General features: G+C 68.5%; 18 protein-coding genes, 3 tRNA genes and 3 pseudogenes. 13 read left to right on the top strand and 11 right to left on the bottom strand.

Annotated features, from left to right (window positions below):
• Positions 1-168: pseudogene (locus ACYQ8K_RS09060) on the bottom strand (hypothetical protein); the annotation flags it as partial.
• A 111-nt stretch (positions 169-279) separates the two neighbouring features.
• Positions 280-1,026: a TVP38/TMEM64 family protein gene (locus tag ACYQ8K_RS09055; RefSeq protein ID WP_459968163.1), complete on the bottom strand. Its 747-nt coding sequence runs from the start codon at positions 1,024-1,026 to the stop codon at positions 280-282.
• Positions 1,027-1,156: 130 nt separating this feature from the next.
• Here ACYQ8K_RS09055 and ACYQ8K_RS09050 point away from each other — a divergent pair, with 130 nt between their 5' ends.
• A complete protein-coding gene (locus tag ACYQ8K_RS09050) occupies positions 1,157-2,275 on the top strand; it encodes a DUF2235 domain-containing protein (protein WP_459968161.1) in 1,119 nt (372 codons plus the stop codon).
• Between the two features lie 13 nt (positions 2,276-2,288).
• Positions 2,289-2,867: a phospholipase D-like domain-containing protein gene (locus tag ACYQ8K_RS09045; RefSeq protein ID WP_459968159.1), complete on the top strand. Its 579-nt coding sequence runs from the start codon at positions 2,289-2,291 to the stop codon at positions 2,865-2,867.
• On the opposite strand, the gene recD is transcribed toward ACYQ8K_RS09045, so the two are convergent.
• The 4 genes and pseudogenes from recD to ACYQ8K_RS09025 form a co-directional block, all read right to left on the bottom strand.
• Positions 2,860-4,575 (bottom strand): exodeoxyribonuclease V subunit alpha, encoded by a 1,716-nt coding sequence (gene recD / locus ACYQ8K_RS09040; protein ID WP_459968157.1) that lies wholly within the window; start codon positions 4,573-4,575, stop codon positions 2,860-2,862. The genes ACYQ8K_RS09045 and recD overlap by 8 nt on opposite strands.
• Positions 4,572-7,874, bottom strand: a complete 3,303-nt coding sequence (gene recB / locus ACYQ8K_RS09035) for an exodeoxyribonuclease V subunit beta (RefSeq protein WP_459968155.1) — start codon at positions 7,872-7,874, stop codon at positions 4,572-4,574. The genes recD and recB overlap by 4 nt, the downstream gene beginning before the upstream one ends.
• A pseudogene (recC, locus tag ACYQ8K_RS09030) lies at positions 7,874-11,168 on the bottom strand (exodeoxyribonuclease V subunit gamma). The gene recB and the pseudogene recC overlap by 1 nt, the downstream one beginning before the upstream one ends.
• A 39-nt stretch (positions 11,169-11,207) precedes the next feature.
• Positions 11,208-12,074 (bottom strand): cyclopropane mycolic acid synthase family methyltransferase, encoded by an 867-nt coding sequence (locus ACYQ8K_RS09025; RefSeq protein WP_459968153.1) that lies wholly within the window; start codon positions 12,072-12,074, stop codon positions 11,208-11,210.
• A gap of 331 nt (positions 12,075-12,405) precedes the next feature.
• Between ACYQ8K_RS09025 and ACYQ8K_RS09020 the strand changes: the two genes are divergently transcribed.
• From ACYQ8K_RS09020 to cynS, 3 genes are read left to right on the top strand one after another with little or no spacing between them, the layout of a single operon-like run.
• A complete protein-coding gene (locus tag ACYQ8K_RS09020) occupies positions 12,406-12,921 on the top strand; it encodes a nitroreductase family protein (RefSeq protein WP_459968151.1) in 516 nt (171 codons plus the stop codon).
• A gap of 51 nt (positions 12,922-12,972) precedes the next feature.
• Positions 12,973-13,722 carry a class I SAM-dependent methyltransferase gene (locus ACYQ8K_RS09015; protein WP_459968149.1) on the top strand — a complete coding sequence of 250 codons (750 nt, stop codon included), beginning with the start codon at positions 12,973-12,975 and terminating at the stop codon, positions 13,720-13,722.
• Positions 13,723-13,746: 24 nt separating this feature from the next.
• Positions 13,747-14,202 (top strand): cyanase, encoded by a 456-nt coding sequence (gene cynS / locus ACYQ8K_RS09010; protein WP_459968147.1) that lies wholly within the window; start codon positions 13,747-13,749, stop codon positions 14,200-14,202.
• Positions 14,203-14,312: 110 nt separating this feature from the next.
• Here cynS and ACYQ8K_RS09005 read toward each other — a convergent pair whose 3' ends face one another.
• From ACYQ8K_RS09005 to ACYQ8K_RS08985, 5 genes and pseudogenes are all read right to left on the bottom strand, one after another.
• Positions 14,313-14,792, bottom strand: a complete 480-nt coding sequence (locus ACYQ8K_RS09005; RefSeq protein ID WP_459968145.1) for a hypothetical protein — start codon at positions 14,790-14,792, stop codon at positions 14,313-14,315.
• Positions 14,789-17,230 carry a molybdopterin oxidoreductase family protein gene (locus ACYQ8K_RS09000; RefSeq protein ID WP_459968143.1) on the bottom strand — a complete coding sequence of 814 codons (2,442 nt, stop codon included), beginning with the start codon at positions 17,228-17,230 and terminating at the stop codon, positions 14,789-14,791. Before ACYQ8K_RS09000 ends, ACYQ8K_RS09005 begins: the two co-directional genes overlap by 4 nt.
• Positions 17,231-17,290: 60 nt before the next feature.
• Positions 17,291-17,986, bottom strand: coding sequence for a crotonase/enoyl-CoA hydratase family protein (locus tag ACYQ8K_RS08995; protein WP_459968141.1), 696 nt, complete (start codon positions 17,984-17,986; stop codon positions 17,291-17,293).
• Positions 17,983-18,845 (bottom strand): annotated as a pseudogene (locus ACYQ8K_RS08990) (hypothetical protein). Before ACYQ8K_RS08990 ends, ACYQ8K_RS08995 begins: the two are co-directional and overlap by 4 nt.
• A gap of 61 nt (positions 18,846-18,906) precedes the next feature.
• A complete protein-coding gene (locus ACYQ8K_RS08985; RefSeq protein WP_459968139.1) occupies positions 18,907-19,620 on the bottom strand; it encodes an MBL fold metallo-hydrolase in 714 nt (237 codons plus the stop codon).
• 77 nt (positions 19,621-19,697) lie between these two features.
• Between ACYQ8K_RS08985 and ACYQ8K_RS08980 the strand changes: the two genes are divergently transcribed.
• From ACYQ8K_RS08980 to ACYQ8K_RS08945, 8 genes are all read left to right on the top strand, one after another.
• The gene (locus ACYQ8K_RS08980; protein WP_459968137.1) at positions 19,698-19,907 is read left to right on the top strand and encodes a type II toxin-antitoxin system VapB family antitoxin; all 210 of its coding nucleotides are present in this window, start codon (positions 19,698-19,700) and stop codon (positions 19,905-19,907) included.
• Between the two features lie 78 nt (positions 19,908-19,985).
• Positions 19,986-20,058: transfer RNA gene (locus ACYQ8K_RS08975), tRNA-Thr, on the top strand.
• A 52-nt stretch (positions 20,059-20,110) separates the two neighbouring features.
• Positions 20,111-20,184, top strand: a tRNA-Met gene (locus ACYQ8K_RS08970).
• A gap of 49 nt (positions 20,185-20,233) precedes the next feature.
• Positions 20,234-20,401, top strand: coding sequence for a 50S ribosomal protein L33 (gene rpmG, locus ACYQ8K_RS08965; RefSeq protein WP_003898538.1), 168 nt, complete (start codon positions 20,234-20,236; stop codon positions 20,399-20,401).
• Positions 20,402-20,449: 48 nt separating this feature from the next.
• On the top strand, positions 20,450-20,929 hold the full coding sequence (hadA, locus tag ACYQ8K_RS08960; RefSeq protein WP_459968109.1) for a (3R)-hydroxyacyl-ACP dehydratase subunit HadA: 480 nt from the start codon (positions 20,450-20,452) through the stop codon (positions 20,927-20,929).
• On the top strand, positions 20,916-21,344 hold the full coding sequence (gene hadB / locus ACYQ8K_RS08955) for a (3R)-hydroxyacyl-ACP dehydratase subunit HadB (RefSeq protein WP_065029975.1): 429 nt from the start codon (positions 20,916-20,918) through the stop codon (positions 21,342-21,344). The genes hadA and hadB overlap by 14 nt, the downstream gene beginning before the upstream one ends.
• A 3-nt stretch (positions 21,345-21,347) precedes the next feature.
• The gene (gene hadC, locus ACYQ8K_RS08950) at positions 21,348-21,848 is read left to right on the top strand and encodes a (3R)-hydroxyacyl-ACP dehydratase subunit HadC (RefSeq protein WP_459968106.1); all 501 of its coding nucleotides are present in this window, start codon (positions 21,348-21,350) and stop codon (positions 21,846-21,848) included.
• 144 nt (positions 21,849-21,992) lie between these two features.
• Positions 21,993-22,065 (top strand) — tRNA-Trp (locus tag ACYQ8K_RS08945).
• Positions 22,066-22,122 lie beyond the last annotated feature (57 nt).

The following is a 22,122-nucleotide window of genomic DNA, read 5'->3' as shown; positions in this document are numbered from 1 at the left end:
CATTCCACAGAGCTCGTCGCGATCGATCTCGGCCACGATCTCCACGATGCGCCCATCAATCGCGTTGCGCTGACCGGTTAACTCCGCCAGCTCGTCGAAGAGCACCTCGAGACGTTCCTTCGGGGACGCTTCGACGCCGGCTGCAGTCGCGGTCGCGGTCGGGGACATAACGACATCCTCGCAGCCACCACCGACAATTCCGGGCCGCGGCGATCCCCGCTAAGAACCCGGTTGACATTGGCAGACGGGGCATTCGCCGCCGCTAGCCACCAAGGTTCGCTAAGGGGCGGTGGGATCCGACTCAGGCGCACCGTCGTCTTTCGCGTGCCCACGCCATTTGCGGTACCCGCGATGCGCGGCGAACGCGCCGACGATCGCGCTGACGCACCACACCGCGATCGCCGCGTAGGCCAACGGCGAGGACCGGTTCCCGATCGAGGCGCCCAGCGCGGTGTAGGCGAACGCGCGCGGGGCCGAGCCGATGAACGCGCCAACGGCCATCTGCCACACCGGAACTCCGAACGCCCCGAACGCATACGAGGCCAGCGCGTCCGAGATGCCCGGGACGAAGCGCTGCCCGACGACCGCCCACAGGCCGCCGCGCCCGATCAGCGCGTCCATGCGATCGGCCCGCGCCGCGCCGAGCAGCGCGCGGGCGCTGTCGCGGCCGGCCCGCCCGCCAACGAAACTCGCGACGATCGCGGTGCCCACCGTCGCGCCCAGCGTCACCAAGACGCCCAGCAGCGGACCGAACAGCAACCCGCTTCCCGCGGCCAGTATCGAGCCCGGCACGAACAACGCGCCGACCACCGCCGAGACCACCACGTAGGTCAGCGGCGCCGCCGGGCCGGTCGCCGACACGACGCCCCGGATCTCGTCGATGTTGATCACCCGCGCGACGGCCACCAGGTAGAAGACCACGCCCAGGAACGCGGCGAACACGGCGAGCCGCGCGATGTGAGTTCGCCGCGATGGTGGGTCCGCGGCCGGCCGCGATGCGGGTGCGGGGGCGTCGTCGTCGTCCATACCGGCCACGATTCTTCCGCACCCGTGCGCGCCCGGCTCACACGGCTATTCCCAACACACCGCGGCGTCCCCGCAGTCGCCGTAGAGTGCCGCATATCAGGGGTTGATTACTGGTGAGAGGCCCTGCGAGATGACCGAGCGCCCTGAGCCGCCGGGTGGCAAGCGGATTGTCATCTGCCTTGACGGCACCGCCAACCAAATCGGAGCAGGGAATCTCACCAACGTCGCCAAGCTGTTCGAGATGCTGGACAAGGACGATCCGGCGAGCCAGCTTGGCTACTACGACCCGGGTGTCGGCACACTCGCGCCGGCGTCGGCGCGTTCATCGTTGTCCCGCAGACTGCACCTGTTGTTCGAGCAGGCATTCGGCCTGGGCCTGAAAGACAATGTGGCGCAGGCGTACTGCTATCTGATGCAGCATTGGCGTCCCGGCGACGCGGTCTACATCTTCGGGTTCAGCCGCGGCGCCTACACCGCGCGTGCGCTGGCCGGCATGCTGCTGCGGCCGGGGCTGATGCGGCCGGGCTCGGAAAACCTGCTGCCCTACGCGGTCGAAAAGTACGCCATCAACCGGTATTTCACGCCGGCCGAATACGACCACTGGGCCGAGTTCGCCCGCGCCTTCTGCTGGCGCACCGAGAACGAGCCGCTGTTTTCCACCGTGCGCCAGAACAGTCCGAATCAGGTGTGGCACTACGCGGTGCCGGTGGCGTATCTAGGACTCTGGGACACCGTGAAAGCGGCCGGCTTCCTGCGGTTCGGGAATCTGCGATGGCCCTACACCCGCGCGCTGCCCAACGTGGCGCGCATCCGGCACGCCGTGTCGGTCGACGAACGTCGCCGTCCCTACCGGGAATACCTCGTCGAACGGCACCCGTTGGGACTGCAGGAGCGCTGGTTCGCCGGCGTGCACGCCGACGTCGGCGGGACGTTCATGCCCGACCACCGGCTCGCCACCATCGCGCTGAAGTGGGTCACCGACGGAATCGTCGATGAACTGGCGATCGACGCGGCGGCCTACCAGCGGCAGTGTGCGGTGGCAGAAGACTTCGCGGACGCACCGATCCACAACAACGGGACGCTGTGGTACCTGGTTGGGCGCCGACGCCGGCCAATGGGCCCGGACGCGCTGGTGCATCCCAGCCTGCTGGTGCGCCGCCGCGACAACCCGAGTTACCTACCGAATCTGAGCGCCGATCAGCAACGGCGGAGCACCGACCCGCAGGATTGGACGTCTCCCGCCGTGTAAAGGAGCAATCGCCATGGCACTGAACTCGCTGACCGAACTGGACACCTTCAAGGCGGCGCCGTTCCCGCCCGGCTACCCGGACACCACGCGAACGTTCTACAGCCCGGTCGACCAGGTGCACGCGGCGCTGAAGGCGTTGCTGACGTCGGCCAACAAGAGCATCATCGTGGCGATGTACGGCTTCGACGATGCGGAGCTCAATTCGGTGCTGCAGTCCGCGCTGAACGACGAAAAGATCTACGTGCAAATGAGTCTGGACTCGACTCAAGCCGCGGGCGCCGTCGAGCGTCCACTGCTGGCCCCGTGGCTCAACGACAAGACCGGCAAGAGTATCGCGATCGGTCACAGCGAGAAGTCGGCGATCATGCATTTGAAGATGGTGATCATCGACGGCGTCGACGTCATCACGGGTTCGACCAACTGGTCCACCGGCGGAGAATCGAAGCAGGACAACCAACTCACCGTGATCCGGGACCCATACGTGTGCGCGGAAGCCCGCTCACGCATCGACATCGTCCATGACGGCATGCTCAAGCAGATGGCCGCCAAGGCTCGGGCGGGCGCACCCCAGGGCGCACCCGCCGTTACCTGAACGACCGCAGCCGCTGCCGCAGCCCGGTGGCCCGCACCGCCCGGCGTTCGATCGCCGCACGCACCGACGCCTCGGGCCCCACCACCCGCACCTTCGTCTTCGCCCGGGTCACCGCCGTGTAGAACAACTCCCGCGTCAGCAACCGCGAATCCTCCGGCGGTATCAGCACCGTCACCTCGTCCGCCTGGCTGCCCTGGCTCTTGTGGATGGTCATGGCGTGCATCGTCTCCACCTCGCCGAGGCGGCTGGTCGCGAAGTCCAGTGGTCCGGTCGCCCCGGCGACGACCGCACGCAGGCCGTCCGCACCCGCCACCGTCACGCCCGTGTCGCCGTTGTACAGGCGCAGCCCGTAGTCGTTGGCCGTCACCAGCAGGGGGCGCCCGGCATACCACTGCGACCAGGCCGGCTGGCCGGTCGCTTCACCAATCCACTTCTGCACCAGCGTGTTCCAGTGTGCCGCGCCGTAGGGACCCTCGCGGTGCGCACACAACAGCCGATGCTCGTCCAGCGTGGCCAGCGCCTCGGCGACCGCGCCCAACAGCGCGGCCGAGCGTAGCCGCAGCGCGTGGGTGACCAGCACGTCGCGCAGCCGCTCGGCCGGGCGCTCGGCATCCACCCAGTCGATGTGTTCACCGCCGCCCGCCAGCAACTCCACGACGCGGTCCGCGTCGCCGACCCGGATCGCCTCGGCCAGCGCGCCGATCGACGTGCCAAACCGGTGCGGCGTGCGCAGCGCCGCCACCCGCACGTCGTCCCGGGCGGCCAGCCCGTCCACCAGATCGGCCAGCACCGCGCCCGCTTCCACCGAGGCCAGCTGGTCGGGATCACCGACCAGGATCAGCCGGGTGTCCGGCCGCACGGCTTCGACCAGCCGCGCCATCATGGTCAACGACACCATCGACGTCTCGTCGACCACGATGACGTCGTGCGGCAACCGATTGCCGCGATTGTGCTTGAACCGCACCGACGTATCCGGCCGGGGTCCGAGCAGGCGGTGCAGCGTGGTCCCCGATAGCCCGGCCAGCCGCGCCCTGTCCGCCGGGGCGAGCTGCTCGCTTCCCGCGGCTACCGCCTCGGCCAGCCGGGCGGCCGCCTTCCCGGTCGGCGCGGCCAGCGCGATCCGCGGTCGCGGCGCACCCGCGCGCTCCGCCTGTTCGACCAGCAGGGCGAGCAGACGGGCGACCGTGGTCGTCTTGCCGGTGCCTGGCCCGCCGGTCAGCACGGTCAGCGCCTGCGCCACCGCGATCTCGGCGGCGGCCCGCTGTTCCTCGTACCCGGGCGGGAAAAGCCGCTCATAGCTTGGTGATTCGACGGCTGCCGGGGCCACCGACAGGGCCAGCAGGTCGGTGCAGACCTGCTCCTCCTCGAGCCAGTACCGGTCGAAGTAGAGCAGGTCGCCCAGCAGCCGCAGCACCGGTGGCGTCTGAAGCAGGGCGCTGGCCCGCACCGCCGCCATCCAGTCGTCGCCGCCGGGCCAGGGCAGGTCGTCGTCCACGCCGACCTGGGCGGGCACCGCGCGCAGGTCGACGCAGACCGAACCGCCCCGCAGCGCGCGTACCACCAGGGCGACCGCCAGCGCCACCCGCTCATCGGTCTCGCCGGTGAGTGAGGTAAGCCGTTGCGCCACATGGACGTCGGCGGGCTCGAACACACCGGCGTCGCTGAACGTGCGCAGCAGTCCGGTCGCGGACATGACTTCCACGGTCACGCGGCCACCCCCTGGGCGTCGAGCAGATCCGACAGCGCGGCGATCAACGACCAGGGCGGTCGCCAGCCGAAGACGCCCGCCGGGTGGCCGTCGAGCACCGGGGTCTGCGCGCCGCACATGCCCCGCAGGAACAGGTAGAGCACGCCGCCGAGGTGCTGGCTCGGGTCGTAGTCGGGCAACCGCCAACGCAGGAATCGATGCAGCACAGCGCAATACAGCAGGGCCTGCAGCGGGTAGTCCGAATGTAGCATCGCCTCGGCCATCCGGGACCGGTCGTAGTCGGCGGCGGTCAGCGGCCGTTCCGGGTCGCCGAGCCGGTTGGTCTTGTAGTCCACCACCACGAAGCGGCAACCCGCGCCGTCGGGAACGCGCAGCACGGCGTCGATCGAGCCGGTGAGGTAGCCGCGCAGCGACTGATCACCGAGCCCGCGCTCGGCCAGCCGGTCGGCATACGACGCCAGCACGTCGTCGGCCGGCAGGTGCTCGCGCAACAGCGGTGCCAGATCCGCCAGCCGAATCTCCGGGGCCGTCGCACGGCGGTCGCCGCCGGCCAGCGGGATCTCGAAATCCAGCTCGCGCAGCCGGTCCGGCAATCCGATCTGGCGCAGCGTCATACCGCCCGCCAACGGGCCGAGCGGCGTGTCGTGCATCGGCACCATCGCGGCGGCCAGCTCCTCGGGGGTCGCGGCGACCGGCCACCACGCCGCGTGCGCCCGGATCTGCGTCTGCAGCTCGGCGGCCAGGTCCGGCGCGAACGGGTCGGCGGTCTCCAGCACGGCGTGCACCAGCGTGCCGAACGTGGCCCCGGCCGGCAGGTCCGCCATCGGCGAGGGCACGTCCGGCCCGGATGCCGGGGACACCAACGGAATGTCGGCGGCTTCGTCGTCGAGTTCGCCGATTTCGGGTTCGCTGCTCACGCCGCTGGCCTGCGCGGCCCGGATCAGGCCGGAGTAGGAGGTGCGCCGCCAGCCGGTGTCGATGCCGCGATGGAAGTGACGATTCTCCAGACGTCCGGGCACCGGCTCGGCGGGCAGCGACGGGGCCGGCGCCACCAGCGATTCCTCGATGACCGGCCCGCCGGCCGCCTCCCACTCGCGCAGCCGGGCCAGGGCGTCGTCGTCGGAGACTTTGGCGGGTTCGCATCGGTCCGGCACCACCGGCTCGCCCGGCCGCCGGCCCCGCAGCAGCCGCGACAGGCCGCCGTTGGGTTCGTAGTACGCCGGTGACCACCACGCCACCACCTGCGACTGCGCCCTGGTCAGGGCGACGTAGGTGAGCCGGCTGTCGTCGCTGGCGTCCTCTTTACGCCCAAGGTGCTCAACGGCTTTGAAGTCGGGGCTGTCCTTGCCGCCGACGTGCAGGCAGCGCGTGCCGTCTTCGTCGTGGAACAACACCACATCGCTGTCCTGGGTGTTGCGGTTGAACGCGAACGGCAGATACACGATCGGGTACTGCAGCCCCTTGCTGACGAACACGGTCATGATCTGGACGGCCGCGGCGTCGCTGTCCAGCCGCCGGTTGCGTTCGGGTGCGCCGCTGCGCTCGTCACGCTGCCGGCGCAGCCAATCCCGCAGCGCGGGCAACCTGTAGTGCTCGCGATGCGCGACATCCTGCAGCAGCTGGGTGAGGTGCGCGAGGTCGGTCATGTGCCGCTCACCGCCCTGCCAGGCGAGCACGCGATTGCCCATGCCCCGCAATTGGGCGGCCTCGAAGATGGCCGCCACGCCGCGTTCGCGGGCATGACCGGCCCACTCCCGCAAGGTCTTCGCGATCCGGTCCGTGAGCGCGTCGCCGCCGGCCGCCAGCGTTTCGGCGGTCTCGCCGAAGAACATCGTCGCCGCGGCCGCGCGCACCATCCCGGGCCGGTGCGGCTGATCGAAGGCCTCCAGCAGGCACAGCCAATCCTCGGCGGCCTCGGAGGTGAACACATCCGAGTTGCCGGTGTAGACCGCGGGAACGCCCGCGGCGCACAGCGCCTTGAAGCACGCGTGTGCGTCGCGGTGCTTCTCCACGATCACGGCGATATCCCGGGCCTGCAGCGGCCTGCCGGCGAACGTGGCACCGCTGGCCAGCAGCGCGCGGATGTCCGACGCGAGGTCGGCGCCGATGTGCTCACGAACCTGATCGATCGGCAGGTTCTGAACACCGCGGCGGCCCAACGTCTTTCGCGCGACCACGCGCAGCCGGAACGGGTCGTTGTGCGGCGCGCCGGCGAGGCGATGCCCGCGGTGACGCGCGTCGACGTCGTTCACGACGATCGCCGGGTCGCCAAGCTGGGCGCCGCGCAGCACCACCTGCAGCCGGCGCAGCAGCGCGGAGTCGCTGCGCCAGTTGGTGTCCAGGGTCTTGCGTTCACCCGCTGTCTCGGCCGCCCGCAGGTAGGTCACGATGTCGCCGCCGCGAAACGCGTAGATCGCCTGTTTCGGATCGCCGATCAGAATGACGGTGGAGCGCCCACTGAATGCGCGGTCGATCACCTGCCACTGCACCGGGTCGGTGTCCTGGAACTCGTCGACCATCACGATCGGCCAGCGTTGATGCATGCGCAGCCGGGCGGGGGAGTCGTCGGTGGCCAGCGCGTCGGCCAGCCGGATCAGCAGGTCGTCGTAGCCGAGCACCCCGAGCCGGCGTTTGCGCGTATCGAGCTCGGCCAGAACATCATTGGCGAACCTGACGCTGACGGCCGCCCGCGAGTCGGGATCGGGGTCGAGCGGCCGCAGCTGGGTCGACGGATTCCTGACGACCTCGCGCGCGAGCCGCAGCGCCTCGCGGTAGTGCAACGCCGGGTCGTCGCGCTCCTGACCGAAGTGGGCCAGGTACAGGTCGTCGACGATCTCGGTCACCAGGTCGTCGAGGCTGTCGAGCAGCGTCACGCCGGCCGCGGTGTCCCCGGCGACGCCGAGCGAGCGCAGCACCAGCTGGCAGAACTGGTGGGTGGTGGCGATCGTCGCCGCATCGAAGCCGGCCAGCGCGTCGCGCAGGCGCTGTTGGCGCGCCGCGCGCTGGTCGGCGGTGCCGTCCAGTAGGTATTCCACCACCTGGTTGTCGCCGACGGCCGACGGATCAGCGAAAGCCTCTACCGCATCGACGATTTGGCAGCGGACCCGCTCGCGCAGCTCCTGGCTGGCGGCCCGGCCGAACGTGATGAGCAGCATCTGGTCCAGCGTCGCTGCCCCGTCGGCGACGTACCGCGTGACGAGCCCGGCCAACGCGAAGGTCTTGCCGGTGCCCGCGCTGGCCTCCAGCACGGTGGTGGACCGTGCTTCCGGCAGCGCACCCACCAGGTCGAAGCGCTCCATCAGATGAGCTTCCGCTCGGCGCGCAGCATCGGCAGCCAGACCCGTGCGGCGTAGGCGCCGAGCCGGTTGTCCTCGCCGTCGCACTCCTCACCCGGGCGCACCGGCTGCATCAGCTCGTCGAGCGGTGCGCCCCTGCCCCACGCCCGCGCATGCGCCGGGGCCTGATCCTCACCCGGGAAGCGGTCGCTGGATCTCCATCGGTACCTCGCCTCGGCCACCGGATCCTCGCCGCCGTAGCGGGCGGCGGCCCAGGCGTAGGACGTCTTGATGGGCAACGGAATCGGCTCACGCCGTCCGGCGTCGTAGATCGCCACCAGCTCGCGCAGCACCTCGATGGCCTGCTCGCCGTCACGCGGCGGACCCAGCCCCTCGGTCCGGGACCTCGCGCCCCGGCGCATGCGGCCGATGCACACCGCCGACCAGTCCCGGCCGGAATCGTGAGAAACCAACGCCAGCAACGGAATCCACGATTCGAGCAGATGCTTGCCGTCCAGCCGCGAATAGGTCACCGAGACCAGCCGGTCGCCGTATACCGGCGACACCGTGCCGGTCAGGCGCCGCCCGGCACCGAGGTCGACGTCGACGTCATAGGCGACGGCCTCGCGCGCCCCCCCGATGCTGCTGCGCCTCGCTCGCCAGCAGGGCGGCCTGGTCGCGGATCTCGGTGACCTTGCGCCAGCCCAGCTGTCCGGGCGGCAGCGTGCCGCGCCGCCACTCGGCCTGCCGCGCGTCGTCGGGAGTCATCCCGCGCAGGATGTCGCCCAGCATCCGGTCGCCGACCGTCCACTCCTCGAGGCCGTCGATGTCGACCGGCATGGCGTCCTGCACGCCGTCGACGTCGTAGGGCAGCGTGAACTCCAGTGCGCGGAAGAAGCCCTTCACCGGGTCTTTGAAGAAGCCGACCAGGTCGGCGAGGATTACGTCGCCGGCCGGCGGTGGCGGTAGCGGCGCCGAGATGAATTTCGGCTGTTCGTCATGGTCGCCGGCGGCTGCGCGCGCCGCGCGCAGCACCGTGGGGTCGAAGCTGAACGGCACGTCCGGGACGAGGCCGCCGGGAATGACGTTGCGAATGTCGAACGGCTGCAACGGATGTTCGACGACGACGCGGTCGCGCACCTTGGTCATGGTGGTGACGTCGAGGGTGTCCAGCAGTTCGGCCAGCGGCACCGCCGGCGGGCGCGGTTGCCCCGAATACTCGTTGGCGCCGGTGTAGGTGATCACCAGCTTCTCGGTGGCCGCGCCGATCGCGTCGAGCAGCAATTGCCGGTCCTCGGAACGGATGTCGCGTTCCCCGGTCATCGGGCACCGGGCCAGCGCGTCGTCACCGTCGACGATGCCGAGCCGCGGGAACAGCCCGTCGTCCAGTCCGACCAGGCACACCACCCGGTGCGGCACCGAGCGCATCGGCACCATGGTGCACACCGTCAGGGTGCCGGTGCGGAAGTTGGCCCGCGTCGGGCGACCGGCCAGGCGCTGGTTGAGCAGCGCGCGAATGTCGGGCAGCCGCAACGCGATATCACCTCGGGTCCCGGCCTGGCCCAGCGCCTGAGCGAACTCGCGCTGCATCTGACCGGTCTGCCATTCGTCCGCATCGCGGACCTTTGTCAGCAGCGCGATGCCCTCGGTGAGGGCGGCCAGCCACTCGGTCAGCGGCCGGGTGCCGGTGAGCGAGTCGAGGGTGTGCTGCAGCCGGGCGATGAATTCGGCCAACTGCCCGGCCAATTGAACGCGGTTGCTGCTGACGTCGTCGAGCGGCAGCGTCGCGTCGATCCACGCGTTCGAATCGTCGGACATGGCGACGCCGGCCAGGATCCGGTCGATGCCGAAACGCCATGTGTTGTGCACGAAGTCGACGTGGTAGGGCCGCCGATGCTCTTGATCCAGGCCCCACCGGATGTTGGCCTGCCGGACCCAGCCGGTGATGGCCTCGTGGTCGTCGTCGGTGAATCCGAACCGGGCGCGCACCGGCGGGGCCTGGGCCAGGTTGAGCACCTCGCTGGCCGTCACCCGGCCGGCCGCCAGGGCCAGCAGTTGGGCGGCCACCCCCAGCAGCGGGTTGGTCTGGATCGGCGAGCGGTCCGCCAGCCGCACCCGCAGCTGGTGGGCGGGATGGGCGCCGTGCACCACGTCGCCCAGGCCGAAGTCCGCCATGATCAGCGGGGCGTAGGTCTCGATGTCCGGGCACATCACCAGGATGTCGCGCGGCTCGAGCGTCGGGTCGTCGGCCAACAGGCCGAGCAGCACCTCGCGCAGCACGTCGACCTGGCGGGCCGGGCCGTGGCAGTTGTGCACCTGCACGGATCGGTCGCCGGCCTCCATCGTGCGGCCTTGTGGGCGAACGTCATTGGCGGCGATGTCGGACTGCAGCCAGCCGAGCAGCGTGTCGGGGCGCGCGGCACCGGCCAGGTAGTCGTCGGTCGCGGGATCCGCCGGCAGTCCGCGTTGCAGTTCGCGCAGGTCTCGCCCCAGCGTGGCGAGCAGCGGATGCGAGACCGCGCGATGGCTGACGTCCTCGCGCCGGGGAATCGCGCCGCGGGCGCCGGCCAGCGCGCGCCACAGCACCTCGCTCGGGTGCGGTAGCCACAGATGCAGGTCGTGGTGGGTGGCCACCGCCTCCAGCAGCTCGATGTCGGTGCGGGTCAACCGGGTGTGCCCGAACAGCGACAGCCGGGGCGGCAGCTCGGTGGGCGCCTGCCGCAGCCGCGCGATGGTCTTGGCGTGCCGGACATGCGGCGGGTCGGCGGCGACCAGCGTGACCAGCGCCCGCCACAGCTCGGGCTGCCAGCGTAGATCCTCGTCGAGATCGCCGGGGTCGCCGTTGCCCCAGTCGACGAGCAGCTGCGGGCGCTGCCGCGCGTAGGAGTCGAACAGCCCGGCCAGCCGGCGCGCCACCTCGTATCGGCGGCCCTGCCGCAGCTCGGCCTCCGCGCCGGTGTGGAAGTGGCCCACGTGCATGGCCAGCGCGCGGCACCACGGCTCGTCCAGCGAGCAGTCGATCGCCTCCAGCAGCGGCCAGGCCATGGCGTCCGGCGACCACGGATCGTTGTCGGAGGTGCCGGTGATCTCGGCGATCAGCGAGCCGGGGCTGCGAAACGCCACCCCGGCGCACACCCCGTCGCCGCCGCGCGCACCGAGCACGTGGGACAACCGTTGGCTGAGCCAGCGTTCCACGCCGCGCGCCGGGACCACGACGAGTTCGGTGGCGAACGGGTCGGGTAGCGGGTCGGCCAGTAGGGCGCCGAGACCGTCGGCCAACAGATCGGTGCGCTCGGCACGGTGCAGATGAAGCGGCATTGCGGTGTCACGATAAACCTCGACACCGACGCGGAGGGTCTACTTGGCCAGCGTGAACTGGTTGACGTCGATGTATCCGGCCCGGAACGCGTCGGCGCAGCCGGTCAGGTACCGCATGTAGCGCTGATAGACCTCTTCGGACTGGATCTCGACGGCCTCACTGTGGCGCGCCTGCAAGGCCTCGGCCCAGCGGTCGAGGGTGCGGGCGTAATGCAGCTGCAGCGACTGCCTGCGCTTGAGGTTGAACCCCATCTTCGACGCGTGGAACTCGACTATCTCGATCGCCGGCAACTGGCCGCCCGGGAAGATCTCGCGGGCGATGAATTCGTTGAAGCTGGTCTGCTCCTCGGTCATCGGCAGTCCGCGCTCGACGATCTGCTGCGGGGTCAGCATGGTGATGGTGTGCAGCAGCATCACCCCGTCGTCGGGCAGGGTCCGGTAGGCCATCGCGAAGAAGTCGTCGTAGCGGTCGTAGCCGAAGTGCTCGAATGCGCCGATGGAGACGATGCGGTCCGCCTGCTCGTCGAATTCTTCCCAGCCATGCAGCAGTACCCGCTTGCTGCGTTCGGTGTTCATGCTCTCGAACAGCTTCTGGACGTGCGCGGCCTGATGTTCCGACAGGGTCAGGCCGACGACGTTCACGTCGTAGTTTTGCAGCGCGCGGCACATGGTGCCGCCCCAGCCGCAGCCGACGTCCAGCAGCGTCATGCCCGGCCGCAAACCCAGCTTGCCCAGCGAGAGGTCCATCTTGCGCAACTGCGCCTCTTCCAGCGAGATGTCCCGGTTGCGATCCCAATATGCGCAGCTGTAGGTCATGGTGGGGTCGAGGAACAACCGGAAGAAGTCGTCGGACAGGTCGTAATGGGCCTGTACCTCTTCGAAGTGCGGCGTCAGGTTCTCTGCCACGGCGGGCACCCGCCTTTCTGACTTGGGGCCATTCGGTTGTTCACGAGACCGCCGCTCGATTGGTTCACCACGACTTCCCGGAAACGTGGCGACCAAACCGGGCGGCGGTGCGGGCAAACTGGATCGATCCGGCGTCGCATGGCCACCGCGGTGGTGGCCGCCCTTGCAGAAATGATTGTGTTTAACTGTGGCCCAAGGCGTTTGGCTGCGTTGGCACCCGTCCACTCACACTTGCCGGAGCTAGACTACGGGCGAACGCGCAATCCCTGCGTGGGAATTCACCCGATCCTACGCCGGTTGATCCGGGAAAACAGTCGCTGGAGGGAGCCAGATGGAAGCCTGGGACGCGCTCTGCGCACGTCGCAACGTGCGGGAGTACCAACCGAAGCAGGTGCCGGCCGAGGACCTGGACCGCATTGCCGAGGCCGGCTGGCGCGCGCCGTCGGCTAAGAACCGTCAGCCGTGGGACTTCGTCATCGTCACCGACCGCGACCAGCTGGCCGAGCTGGCCACGGTCTGGCGGGGTGCGGGCCACATCGCCGCAGCCGCGGCCGCGATCGCCATCGTGGTTCCGGTGCCGCCCGACGAGCGGCGGGTCATCACCGACAACTACGACGTCGGCCAGGCCACCATGGCGATGATGATCGCCGCCACGGACCTGGGCATCGGGACCGGCCACTCGTCGGTGGGGGACCAGGACAAGGCGCGCGCGATCCTCGGCGTGCCCGACGAATACCTGGTGGCCTTCCTGCTCGGCGTCGGTTATCCCGCCGATCGCCCGCTCACCCCGATTCGCAAGCCGAACCGGCGGCCGTTCGCCGAGGTCGTGCACCACGGCCGTTGGTGATCGGCACTGCGAAAAACCTTCGGCGGCTTGTCGAGTCGTAAGGTGATGGGCGTGCATGACCGCCAGGGCGATTACGGGGTCGACGGTTCCTTTCACACCGTCTCAGCGCGCGCGCAGGCGATAGGCATCGGCGCTCAAGCCGCCGGCCTGGCCGCGTTCGCGGGTATCAGCTGGGCACGCGGCAAGCCGCTGCGGGCGGCATTGGCCGCGGTTTCCGCCGCGGGGATCGTGGGTACGGCGGTGCTGTACATGTACGCCACCCGGGCCGGGAAATTCGTTGTCTGGGAACGGGTTCTGCGCGACCTGCGACTCGCGGGCGACGAAACCGTGCTCGACCTCGGCTGCGGGCGCGGCGCGGTGCTGCTGGCCGCGGCCAAGCGGTTGCCGCGGGGCCGCGCGATCGGCGTCGACCTGTGGCAGGCCGACCAGACCGACAACTCCGAGCAGGCCACGCTGCGCAACGCGGTGGCCGAAGACGTCGCCGACCGCATCGAGTTGCACACCGCCGACATGACCGCGCTGCCGCTGCCCGACGAGAGCGTCGACGTGATCGTGAGCAACCTGGCCATCCACAACATTCCAGGTCACGCCGGCCGCCGCCGCGCGCTCGACGAAGCCGTGCGCGTGCTGCGGCCCGGGGGCCGGCTCGCGATCGCCGACCTCTGGGAGACGCGTCAACACGCCGCCCGGCTGCGCGAACTCGGCTGGCGCGACGTGCGCCGGCGCAACCTCGGCTGGCGGATGTGGTACGGCGGCCCGTGGTTCTCCACACGCTTGGTCACCGCGACCAAGCCGGAGTGAGATCCGGCGGGCATGCTTGGGGCCATGAACAGAACCGAAATCACCGAACAGGTCGTCATCGCCCGGCTGCGCGAGGGGCTGACGTGGCAACAGTTGGCCGACGCGATTGACAGGCCGCTGCTGTGGACCACGGCGGCCTTGCTCGGCCAGCACCCGATCCCGGTCGAGCAGGCCAAGGTTCTGGCGAAGAAGTTGAAGCTGGACGACTCGGTGGTGCCGGTGCTGGCCGCGACCCCGATGCGTGGCGGCCTGCCCACCGCGGTCCCCACCGACCCCACCGTCTACCGCTTCTACGAGGCCCTGCAGGTGTACGGCGGCGCCCTCAAGGAGGTGATTGCCGAACAGTTCGGCGACGGCATCATGAGCGCCATCAACTTCAGCCTCGACGTGCAGAAGAAACCGCACCCGTCCGGTGACCGGGTCGTCGTGACGTTCGACGGGAAATTCCTTCCCTATCAATGGGTCGAGGCGAAGGGCTGACACGAGGTCACTCGAGTGGCGTGACGGCACGGCGGGCGCGTGCCACACTGGCCTTCGAGGAGGCGAAGGGAACGCGGTGGCGGCCAGTGGCAGTCACCGCGTTCGCCGTTTCAGTTCATCAACACTTGCGGGGAAAGCTCTTTGAGCATCGCGTTGGCCCAGCGCATCTGGCGCAACGTCTCGGGGTGACAGCGCGACGTCAGGCTCAGCAGTTCGGAGTCCTTGGCGGCCTGCGCGCCCTGGGCCAGAAGCTCCCAGTCCAGCGAGACACCCGCCGACAGGCGGTGCAGCCGGCGCAGGTCGGCGAGCAGCGCCAGGCCCGGCTCCGGACGGTGCCGCAGCAGGCCGCTCATCCGCGACTGCACAAAACCGGTGATTGCGCGGGTCCGCGGGTCGGCGGACAGGCGCAGACCGTGGTGGCGGCCGTGCCGCGCCAGCTCGCTGACGTGATCCTGCGACCAGCGGGCCATGTCGCGGGCGAGGTGATAGATGTCCTGGTCGCTGTGGTGGCGCGCCGCCACCACATTGAACTCATGGGCCAGCTTGCGTTCGGAGCGGTGCAGCTCGCGGATCGCCAACTTCAGCTTCATGGCCGCCCTCCCGTGGCGACGACCTCGGTGACGCCGGCCAACTTGCCGCCCACCGTCGCCGGCACCGATCCGTTGGCTGGCGCCGCGGTGGTGGGCGCGTGCCCGTTCCGGTCGGGCGGACTGACCCCGACCTTGCGCAGCCGCGCGGCGGCCGTCTTGTAGATCGGCTGCTTGGACACCGGATCCCAATCGGTCAGCGTCATCTCGTTGCCGGCCCGATGATGGCTCTTGTCATCGGTGTCCCAGTAGCCGTAGTGGAAGGGCACGAACAGCACGCCCTGGCGGATGCCACAGATGCGCGCGGCGCACGCGACACAGCCGCGCGGCGTCCTCACCTCGACGAGGTCGCCCTCGCCGATGCCCAGGCGCTGGGCGTCGTGTTCGGACACCTCGACCCACACCTCGGGGGCGGCCTGCTGAAGTTGCTGTGCCCGAGCGGTTTTGGTGCGAGTATGGAAATGGTAGACGGTGCGACCGGTGGTCAACGCGAACGGAAACTCGGAGCTGGGCCGCTCGTGCGGGGGCACGTATTCGGCCGCCTTGATGATGGCCTTGCCGAAGGGGTTCATCGAGCGGTACTCGTCGGGCTGCAGCGGCGCGCCGGTGATCATGTCCTTGCCGTATGCCTCGCAGTAGTCGGGGGTCGCCCAGAACTCCGCGTCGGCGTAGAGCCGCTCGGTGCCGTCGGGATGCTCTGCGTTACAAGGCCATTGGATGCCGCTGCCGCCACGCAGCTTGGCATAGCTCAGTCCTGTGTAATCACACGGTCGGCCCACGGTGCACTTCTTCCAGGCCTCGAACGCCGACTCCGCATCCGTCCACGGCGGGAACGGCTGGCCGTCGGAGTCGCGGAAGTCCATCCGGCGCGCGTAATCCAGGAAGATGTCGAGGTCGGAGCGCGCGAAACCCGGTGGCTCCACGGCCTTTTCGGACAGGTGGACGGTCCGGTCGGCGTTGGTGAACGTGCCGGTCTTCTCGCCCCACGCCGCGGCGGGCAACACCACGTCGGCCAGCGCGGCCGTCTCGGTCAGGAAGATGTCCTGGACGATGAGGAACAGCCGTTCCTGCGACAGGATGTCGCGGATCCGGCGAAGCTCCGGCAGCGACACCGCGGGATTGGTGGCGGTGACCCACAGCATCCGCAACGTTCCCTCCTCGGCGAAGCGGAACATCTGCATCGCATGGGTCGGGGGAGCGTAGTGCGGAATCTGCAGGGGCTCGAGGTTCCAGAGCTTCGCCAGCTCCTCGATGTGGGAGTCGTTGGCCCAGTTACGGAAGCCGGCCAAGTCGCCATCGGCACCGCACTCGCGGGTGTTCTCCGCGGTCGGCTGCCCGTTCATCTGCAGCACCCCACAGCCCGGCTTGCCCAGCATGCCGCGCACCAGGTGAATGTTGTTGACCTGCACGGACGCCGCGGTCGCCTGGTGGGACTGGTAGAAGCCCTGCAGCACGGTGGACATCAACCGCTCGGCCGTGCCCAGCAGCCGCGCCGCCCGCCGGATGTCGTCGGCGGCCACACCGCAGATCTCGGCCGCCCGCTCCGGCGGGAACTCCTCGACCCGGCCGCGCAGTTCGTCGAAACCGACTGTGTGCGAGTCGATGTAGTCCCGGTCGATCCAGCCGTGGCCGATGATCTCGTGCAGCAGGCCGTTCATCAACGCCACGTTGGTGCCCGGCAGCGGGGCCAGGTGAACGGTCGCCTGCCGTGCCACCGGCGTGAGCCGCGGGTCGACGCAGACGATCGCCGGCGGCGATTGGCCGGCCAGCCGGTCCAGCATCCGCGCCCACAGCACGGTCTGCGTCTCGGCGACGTTGTGCCCGAATAACGCAATGACGTCGGCGTGGTCGACATCGGTGTAGGACCCCGGTTGCCCGTCGCAGCCGAACGATTCCTTGAGCGCCTCGGCCGCCGTCGCCGTGCACAGCCGGGTGTTGCCGTCGACGTGGTTGGTGCCGATCGCCCCGTGCGCGATCGCCCCCTGGGTGTAGTACTCCTCGGCGAACAACTGGCCGGAGGTGTAGAACCCGATGGAGCTGGGGCTGTAGCTGTCGAGTAGGTCCTTGGTGTGGTTCACGATTCGCTGCATCGCGGTGTCCCAGTCGCACGGCTTCAGCTCGCCGCGGACCCGGATCATCGGTGTGGTGAGCCGGTCGGACGAGGCGTTGGCCTGCCAGCCGAACAGATCCTTCGGATCGAGCCGCCCATGGTTGACCCGGTCGACGGCGCGCCCGCGCACGCCCACGATCCGCCCGTCCTTGACGGCGATGTCCAAACCGTCGCCGTTGGAATGCAGTACCGCCGCCGATTGCACCCAGCGGTCCACCGACTCGGGCGTGACCCCGTCGGCCAGGTAGGTGTCGATGCGCTCCGGCCACCGCGTGCCGGGTCCGTAGGGGGTTCGCGTTCCCCAGGGATCCGCGATGCGATCTATGGCCATTCCGGTGACTTCCCCGGCAGCGGCCCGCGAAACCGGCTCGGGCGGACGCGCTGGCGCGGCTCACACCCCGAATTCGGCTTCGATCCCGTCGATGCCGGCGCGGATGGCCGCCAGTCCGTCGGCCCGGGTGCGCAACTTGGTGGCGGCGTGGGCGCGCTGATGCAGGCCGGCGAACTCCCGCGCGGCCTCTACGGCGCGGTCGACCACCACCTCCGGCAGCACGATCTCGTCGATAAAGCCTGCGGCGAGCGCGGTTTCACCGAAGAACGTCTTGGCCAGCCCGGCGGCCTGTTGGTAGGCCGAGGGCGTCAACCGCAGCTTCATGATCTCGCACGCGGCGTAGGGGATCACCATGCCGATGGCGACCTCGTTGGCCTGGATGTTGTAGGCGTGCGCGGCAATCCGGTGATCGCCCGCCGACAACAGGAACGCGCCCATCGCGATGGCGTGGCCGGTGCACGCCATCACCACCGGCTTGGGCAGGGACAGCAGGCGATACGCCAGCTCGAACCCGCCGCGGAGCATGTCGATCGCGGGCTGCACCTCGCCGGAAGTCAGGATCTTCAGGTCGAAGCCGCCGCTGAACACCCGATCGTTTCCGGTGATCACCAGCGCCGCGGCGTTGTCCGCCTCGGCGGTGTCGATCGCGTCGTTGAGGGCCTGCTGCATGGTGGGGCCCAGCGCGTTGACCTTGCCGTCGTCCATCTTGATGACGGCGATGGAGTCCTTGACGCTGTAGTGGACCGGGGCGTTCATCGGTAGCTCCTTGCCGTCAGGCGGGCTGGCTGCGGTGCTTGCCCAGGTCGTCTTCGGCGTTGCTCCAGCGCAGGCTCACATCGGTGGGCTCTTCGAGTTGGCGCACGCGCCATCTGTCTTGGGTTTCCCGGACCGCGGCGTTGATCCGTTCGATCTCGCTGCGGAACACCTCGGGGCGGGTTTCCTTGCTGGCGTAGTGGAAGTAGGTCAACAGGCCGCGCAGCAGCTCCAGCTTTTCCTTCTCCCGCTTCGCCAGGTCATGGCTGGTCATCAACTCGATGCGCTGGACGGGCGGCAGGGCGTCCCAGTCCAGCACGACGTCGGTGTGCAGCGGGGAGCGCTCCCGCTCCCAGAACCGCCGGCCCTGCGGTCGCGCGGGCCGGTCGTAGTAGGTCACGGTGCCGGTGAAGCGGGATTCGATGCCGCTGCCGATCTCGGCGCGGTCGAGCGCGGAATCCCACACCATGCGCCACTCCTGCCCGGGCGCCAGCGTCGGCAACTCGCGGGGGAGCCGCAGTTCGACGACGTCGGCGTAGCCGTCGGTGGCGTTCTCGTATTCGGCCACCGTGGGGGGATTGTCGAAGGAGAACCCGATGTCGTAGGCCGCGGTTTGGCCGAAATTCCGGACCACCAGCTCGATCACGTGCCAGTCGGCGGAATGCGGCTCCATGAACATCGCGACCTGGGGGCGGGTCTGCTCGGCCGCCGCGCGGCGATTGCGGTTGATCTGGCTGTTGGTGAAAATCAGCGTGACGATCGCCAGGACGATCGCCGCCCACGCTGCCCACGCTATCCAGGTGCTGGACCCGGCGTGCGTGACATCATGCCAGCTGTCCTGGATCCAACCCGTGGAATACACCCTCCGCTTATATCACAGGGGCGGCCGTTGGATGGGTGTTACCGAACGATCCCCGTGCGGCTCAGCCGCCCATCAGCATCCGCCATTGATCGAGGTTCGAGGCACGGTACACGTAGTTGGAACGCTTCACCTCCGAGAGCGAGGCGCTGGGCTCCGCCGAATACCAGTGGCCCGGGAAAACCGTCGGGTCGCCGGGCAGGGTCGCGAGCCGCTGCAGGCTGCGGTACATCTCGTCGGAGTCCCCGCCGGGGAAATCGGTGCGCCCGCAGCCGTCCAAAAACAGCGTGTCGCCGGCGACGAGGCGGCCGTCGAGCAGAAAGCACTGACTGCCCGGCGTGTGGCCCGGGGTGTGCAGCAACTCGATCTCGATGTCGCCGATGCTGACCTTGTCATGGTTCTCATGGGACGTCAGGTCGCCCAGGCTTATCCCGGTGACCCGCGAAACCCACAGTGCCTCATGGGTATTGACGTGCACGGGCACCGGTGTCCGCTCCAGCAGTTCGGCCAGGCCCGCCAGCGCGAATCCCATCATCGATCCACCCACGTGGTCGGGGTGGTGGTGGGTCACCAGCACGCCGGACAGGTGCATGCCGTCGGCCTCGAGCGCGTCGAGCAGATCGCCCGCGGCATAGGCCGGGTCGACGACCACGCAGTCACCGGTTTGCCGGTCGCCGATCAGGTAGGCGAAGTTGCGCATCTGCGTCGCGATCATGTCGCCGGCGGCGAAGTCGCGGCCGGAGAGCAGTTGACGAAAGTACAGCCGGTCCTCGGGCACGTGACCAGACTAGGACCCGGCGCGACACCGCCGTTTCGGGCCCGCTTCGGCCGGTATCCAGTGGGTACTGTTGGCGCATGAAGAAGAAGGTCGAAATCGAGGTCGACGTCGATCTGGTCGATGAGGCGATCCGCCGGTTTCATCTCCTCGATGCGCGCGAGGCCGTCAACCTCGCGTTGCGGACACTGCTCAACGATGGCGATTCCGTCGAACAGGACGACGCTTACGACGAGTTCAGTGACCTCAGTGCCTGGCAACCTCACCGCAACGGCGGTGGAGCTTCGTAAGACCGTGGTTTGGTTCCGCTGCGAGCCAGGCTGTACCCTCTTTTAGGCCCGCGCGGAGGAGATCGCTTCGGGTGAACGGCCCCCTTAGCTCAGTCGGTAGAGCGTTTCCATGGTAAGGAAAAGGTCAACGGTTCGATTCCGTTAGGGGGCTCGGCGGACGCCGAGCAGGCGTGGCGGCCCCGACCCAAAAAGGGGTGGCCAGAGGCGATGTAGCTCAGTCGGTTAGAGCGAACGACTCATAATCGTTAGGTCGCCGGTTCGAGTCCGGCCATCGCTACAACACAACAACACAGCTTTTTCTTTGAAGGAATCGAGAGAGAACCGTCATGGCGTCCAGTACTGACGTACGGCCGAAGATCACCTTGGCATGCGAGGTGTGCAAGCACCGTAACTACATCACCAAGAAAAACCGCCGGAACGACCCGGACCGGCTGGAGCTGAAGAAGTTCTGCCCCAACTGCGGTAAGCACCAGGCGCATCGGGAGACACGCTAGCGGTCACCCGCGGGCGTTTACTCCGATTGACTAGGTAGTTTAAGAACCGTGCCGTTAAGCGAGAGCATCGTCGGGATGCACTACCGCTACCCCGATCATTACGAGGTGGAGCGGGAGAAGATCCGCGAACATGCGACGGCCGTGCAGAACCACGACGCCTGGTTCTTCGAGGAGAAGGCGGCGGCCGAACTCGGCTACAAGGGGCTGCTCGCCCCGCTGACGTTCGTCTGCGTGTTCGGCTACCAGGCGCAGACGGCGTTCTTCAAGTACGCCAACATCGCCGTCCACGACGCACAGATCGTTCAGGTCGACCAGGTGCTGAAGTACTTCGCACCGCTCGTGGCCGGGGACAAGCTGTACTGCGACGTTTCTGTGGACTCGATGCGTACGACGCACGGCACCCAGATCATCGTCACCAAGAACGTCATCACCAACGAGGCCGGTGACGTCGTGCAAGAGACCTACACGACCCTGGCGGGCCGTGCCGGCGAGGATGGAGAAGAGGGATTTACTGATGCCACTGCGTGAGTTCAGCTCGGTGAAGGTGGGTGACCTGCTTCCGGAGAAGACCTACCCGCTGACCCGGCAGGATCTGGTGAATTACGCGGGGGTCTCTGGCGACTTGAATCCGATCCACTGGGACGACGAGATGGCCAAGGTCGTCGGCCTGGACACCGCGATCGCGCACGGCATGCTGACCATGGGCATCGGCGGCGGCTACGTCACCGCGTGGATCGGCGACCCGGGTGCCGTGACCGAGTACAACGTGCGGTTCACCGCCGTGGTGCCGGTACCCAACGACGGCAAGGGCGCCGAGCTGGTCTTCAACGGCCGGGTCAAGTCCGCCGATCCCGAGACAAAGTCCGTGACCATCGCGCTCACGGCCACCACCGGCGGCAAGAAGATCTTCGGCAGGGCCATCGCGTCCGCAATACTCGCATAGCCCATGGCGCTCAAAACAGACATCAGGGGGATGATCTGGCGCTACCCGGACTACTTCGTTGTGGGGCGGGAACAACTGCGCCAGTTCGCCCTTGCCATCAAAAACCGCCACCCGGCGCACTACGAGGAAGACGCCGCCGCCGACCTCGGCCACGACGCGATCATCGCGCCGCTGACCTACGGGACCATCTTCGCCAAGCTGGTCCAGCTCGATTTCTTCCGGCACGTCGACATCGGCATGGAGACGCTGGTGATCGTCCAGGTCGACCAGCGGTTCGTGTTCTCCAAGCCGATCAAGGCCGGCGACAAGCTGTGGGCCCGGATGGACATCCAGTCGGTGGACGAGCGTTTCGGCGCCGACATCGTGGTCACCAAGAACATCTGCACCAACGAGCATGGTGAGGTGGTCCTCGAGGCCTACACCACGCTGATGAGCCAGTACGCCGACAACTCCGCGAACCTGCGCTGGGACCCGGAGTCCGGCCAGGTCGTCAGAACGGCGTAATTAGTATCTGGCTCGCGCGCCGATGTACACTCGGTCCTCGGGGTTTTCCCAGCATTAGCGCGCTTTCCGTGAGTCGAGCAATCGGAAGGCGCGCGTGTCATGTGAGCCCCGGTAGGTAAGCGCAGGTTGGCCTGCCAACCGCGAAGGGGCGTAGCTCAACTGGCAGAGCAGCGGTCTCCAAAACCGCAGGTTGCAGGTTCAAGTCCTGTCGCCCCTGCTGAAGACGAACGTCCGCTGACGATGCAGGCCGGGACGGCCTGAGGAGGAAGCGGAC

This window comes from Mycobacterium sp. MUNTM1, assembly GCF_054660795.1.
This window is presented reverse-complemented; position numbering and strand designations above follow the sequence as displayed.

What these genes read in the sequence shown, in the direction of transcription:
- ACYQ8K_RS09000 (WP_459968143.1), bottom strand. Translation starts at nt 17,230, where the DNA reads ATGGCCATAGATCGCATCGCGGATCCCTGGGGAACGCGAACCCCCTAC.
- recB (WP_459968155.1), bottom strand. Translation starts at nt 7,874, where the DNA reads ATGGAGCGCTTCGACCTGGTGGGTGCGCTGCCGGAAGCACGGTCCACC.
- rpmG (WP_003898538.1), top strand. Translation starts at nt 20,234, where the DNA reads ATGGCGTCCAGTACTGACGTACGGCCGAAGATCACCTTGGCATGCGAG.
- cynS (WP_459968147.1), top strand. Translation starts at nt 13,747, where the DNA reads ATGAACAGAACCGAAATCACCGAACAGGTCGTCATCGCCCGGCTGCGC.
- ACYQ8K_RS09020 (WP_459968151.1), top strand. Translation starts at nt 12,406, where the DNA reads ATGGAAGCCTGGGACGCGCTCTGCGCACGTCGCAACGTGCGGGAGTAC.
- ACYQ8K_RS09005 (WP_459968145.1), bottom strand. Translation starts at nt 14,792, where the DNA reads ATGAAGCTGAAGTTGGCGATCCGCGAGCTGCACCGCTCCGAACGCAAG.
- ACYQ8K_RS08980 (WP_459968137.1), top strand. Translation starts at nt 19,698, where the DNA reads ATGAAGAAGAAGGTCGAAATCGAGGTCGACGTCGATCTGGTCGATGAG.
- hadC (WP_459968106.1), top strand. Translation starts at nt 21,348, where the DNA reads ATGGCGCTCAAAACAGACATCAGGGGGATGATCTGGCGCTACCCGGAC.
- hadB (WP_065029975.1), top strand. Translation starts at nt 20,916, where the DNA reads ATGCCACTGCGTGAGTTCAGCTCGGTGAAGGTGGGTGACCTGCTTCCG.
- ACYQ8K_RS09055 (WP_459968163.1), bottom strand. Translation starts at nt 1,026, where the DNA reads ATGGACGACGACGACGCCCCCGCACCCGCATCGCGGCCGGCCGCGGAC.
- ACYQ8K_RS08995 (WP_459968141.1), bottom strand. Translation starts at nt 17,986, where the DNA reads ATGAACGCCCCGGTCCACTACAGCGTCAAGGACTCCATCGCCGTCATC.
- ACYQ8K_RS09045 (WP_459968159.1), top strand. Translation starts at nt 2,289, where the DNA reads ATGGCACTGAACTCGCTGACCGAACTGGACACCTTCAAGGCGGCGCCG.
- ACYQ8K_RS09050 (WP_459968161.1), top strand. Translation starts at nt 1,157, where the DNA reads ATGACCGAGCGCCCTGAGCCGCCGGGTGGCAAGCGGATTGTCATCTGC.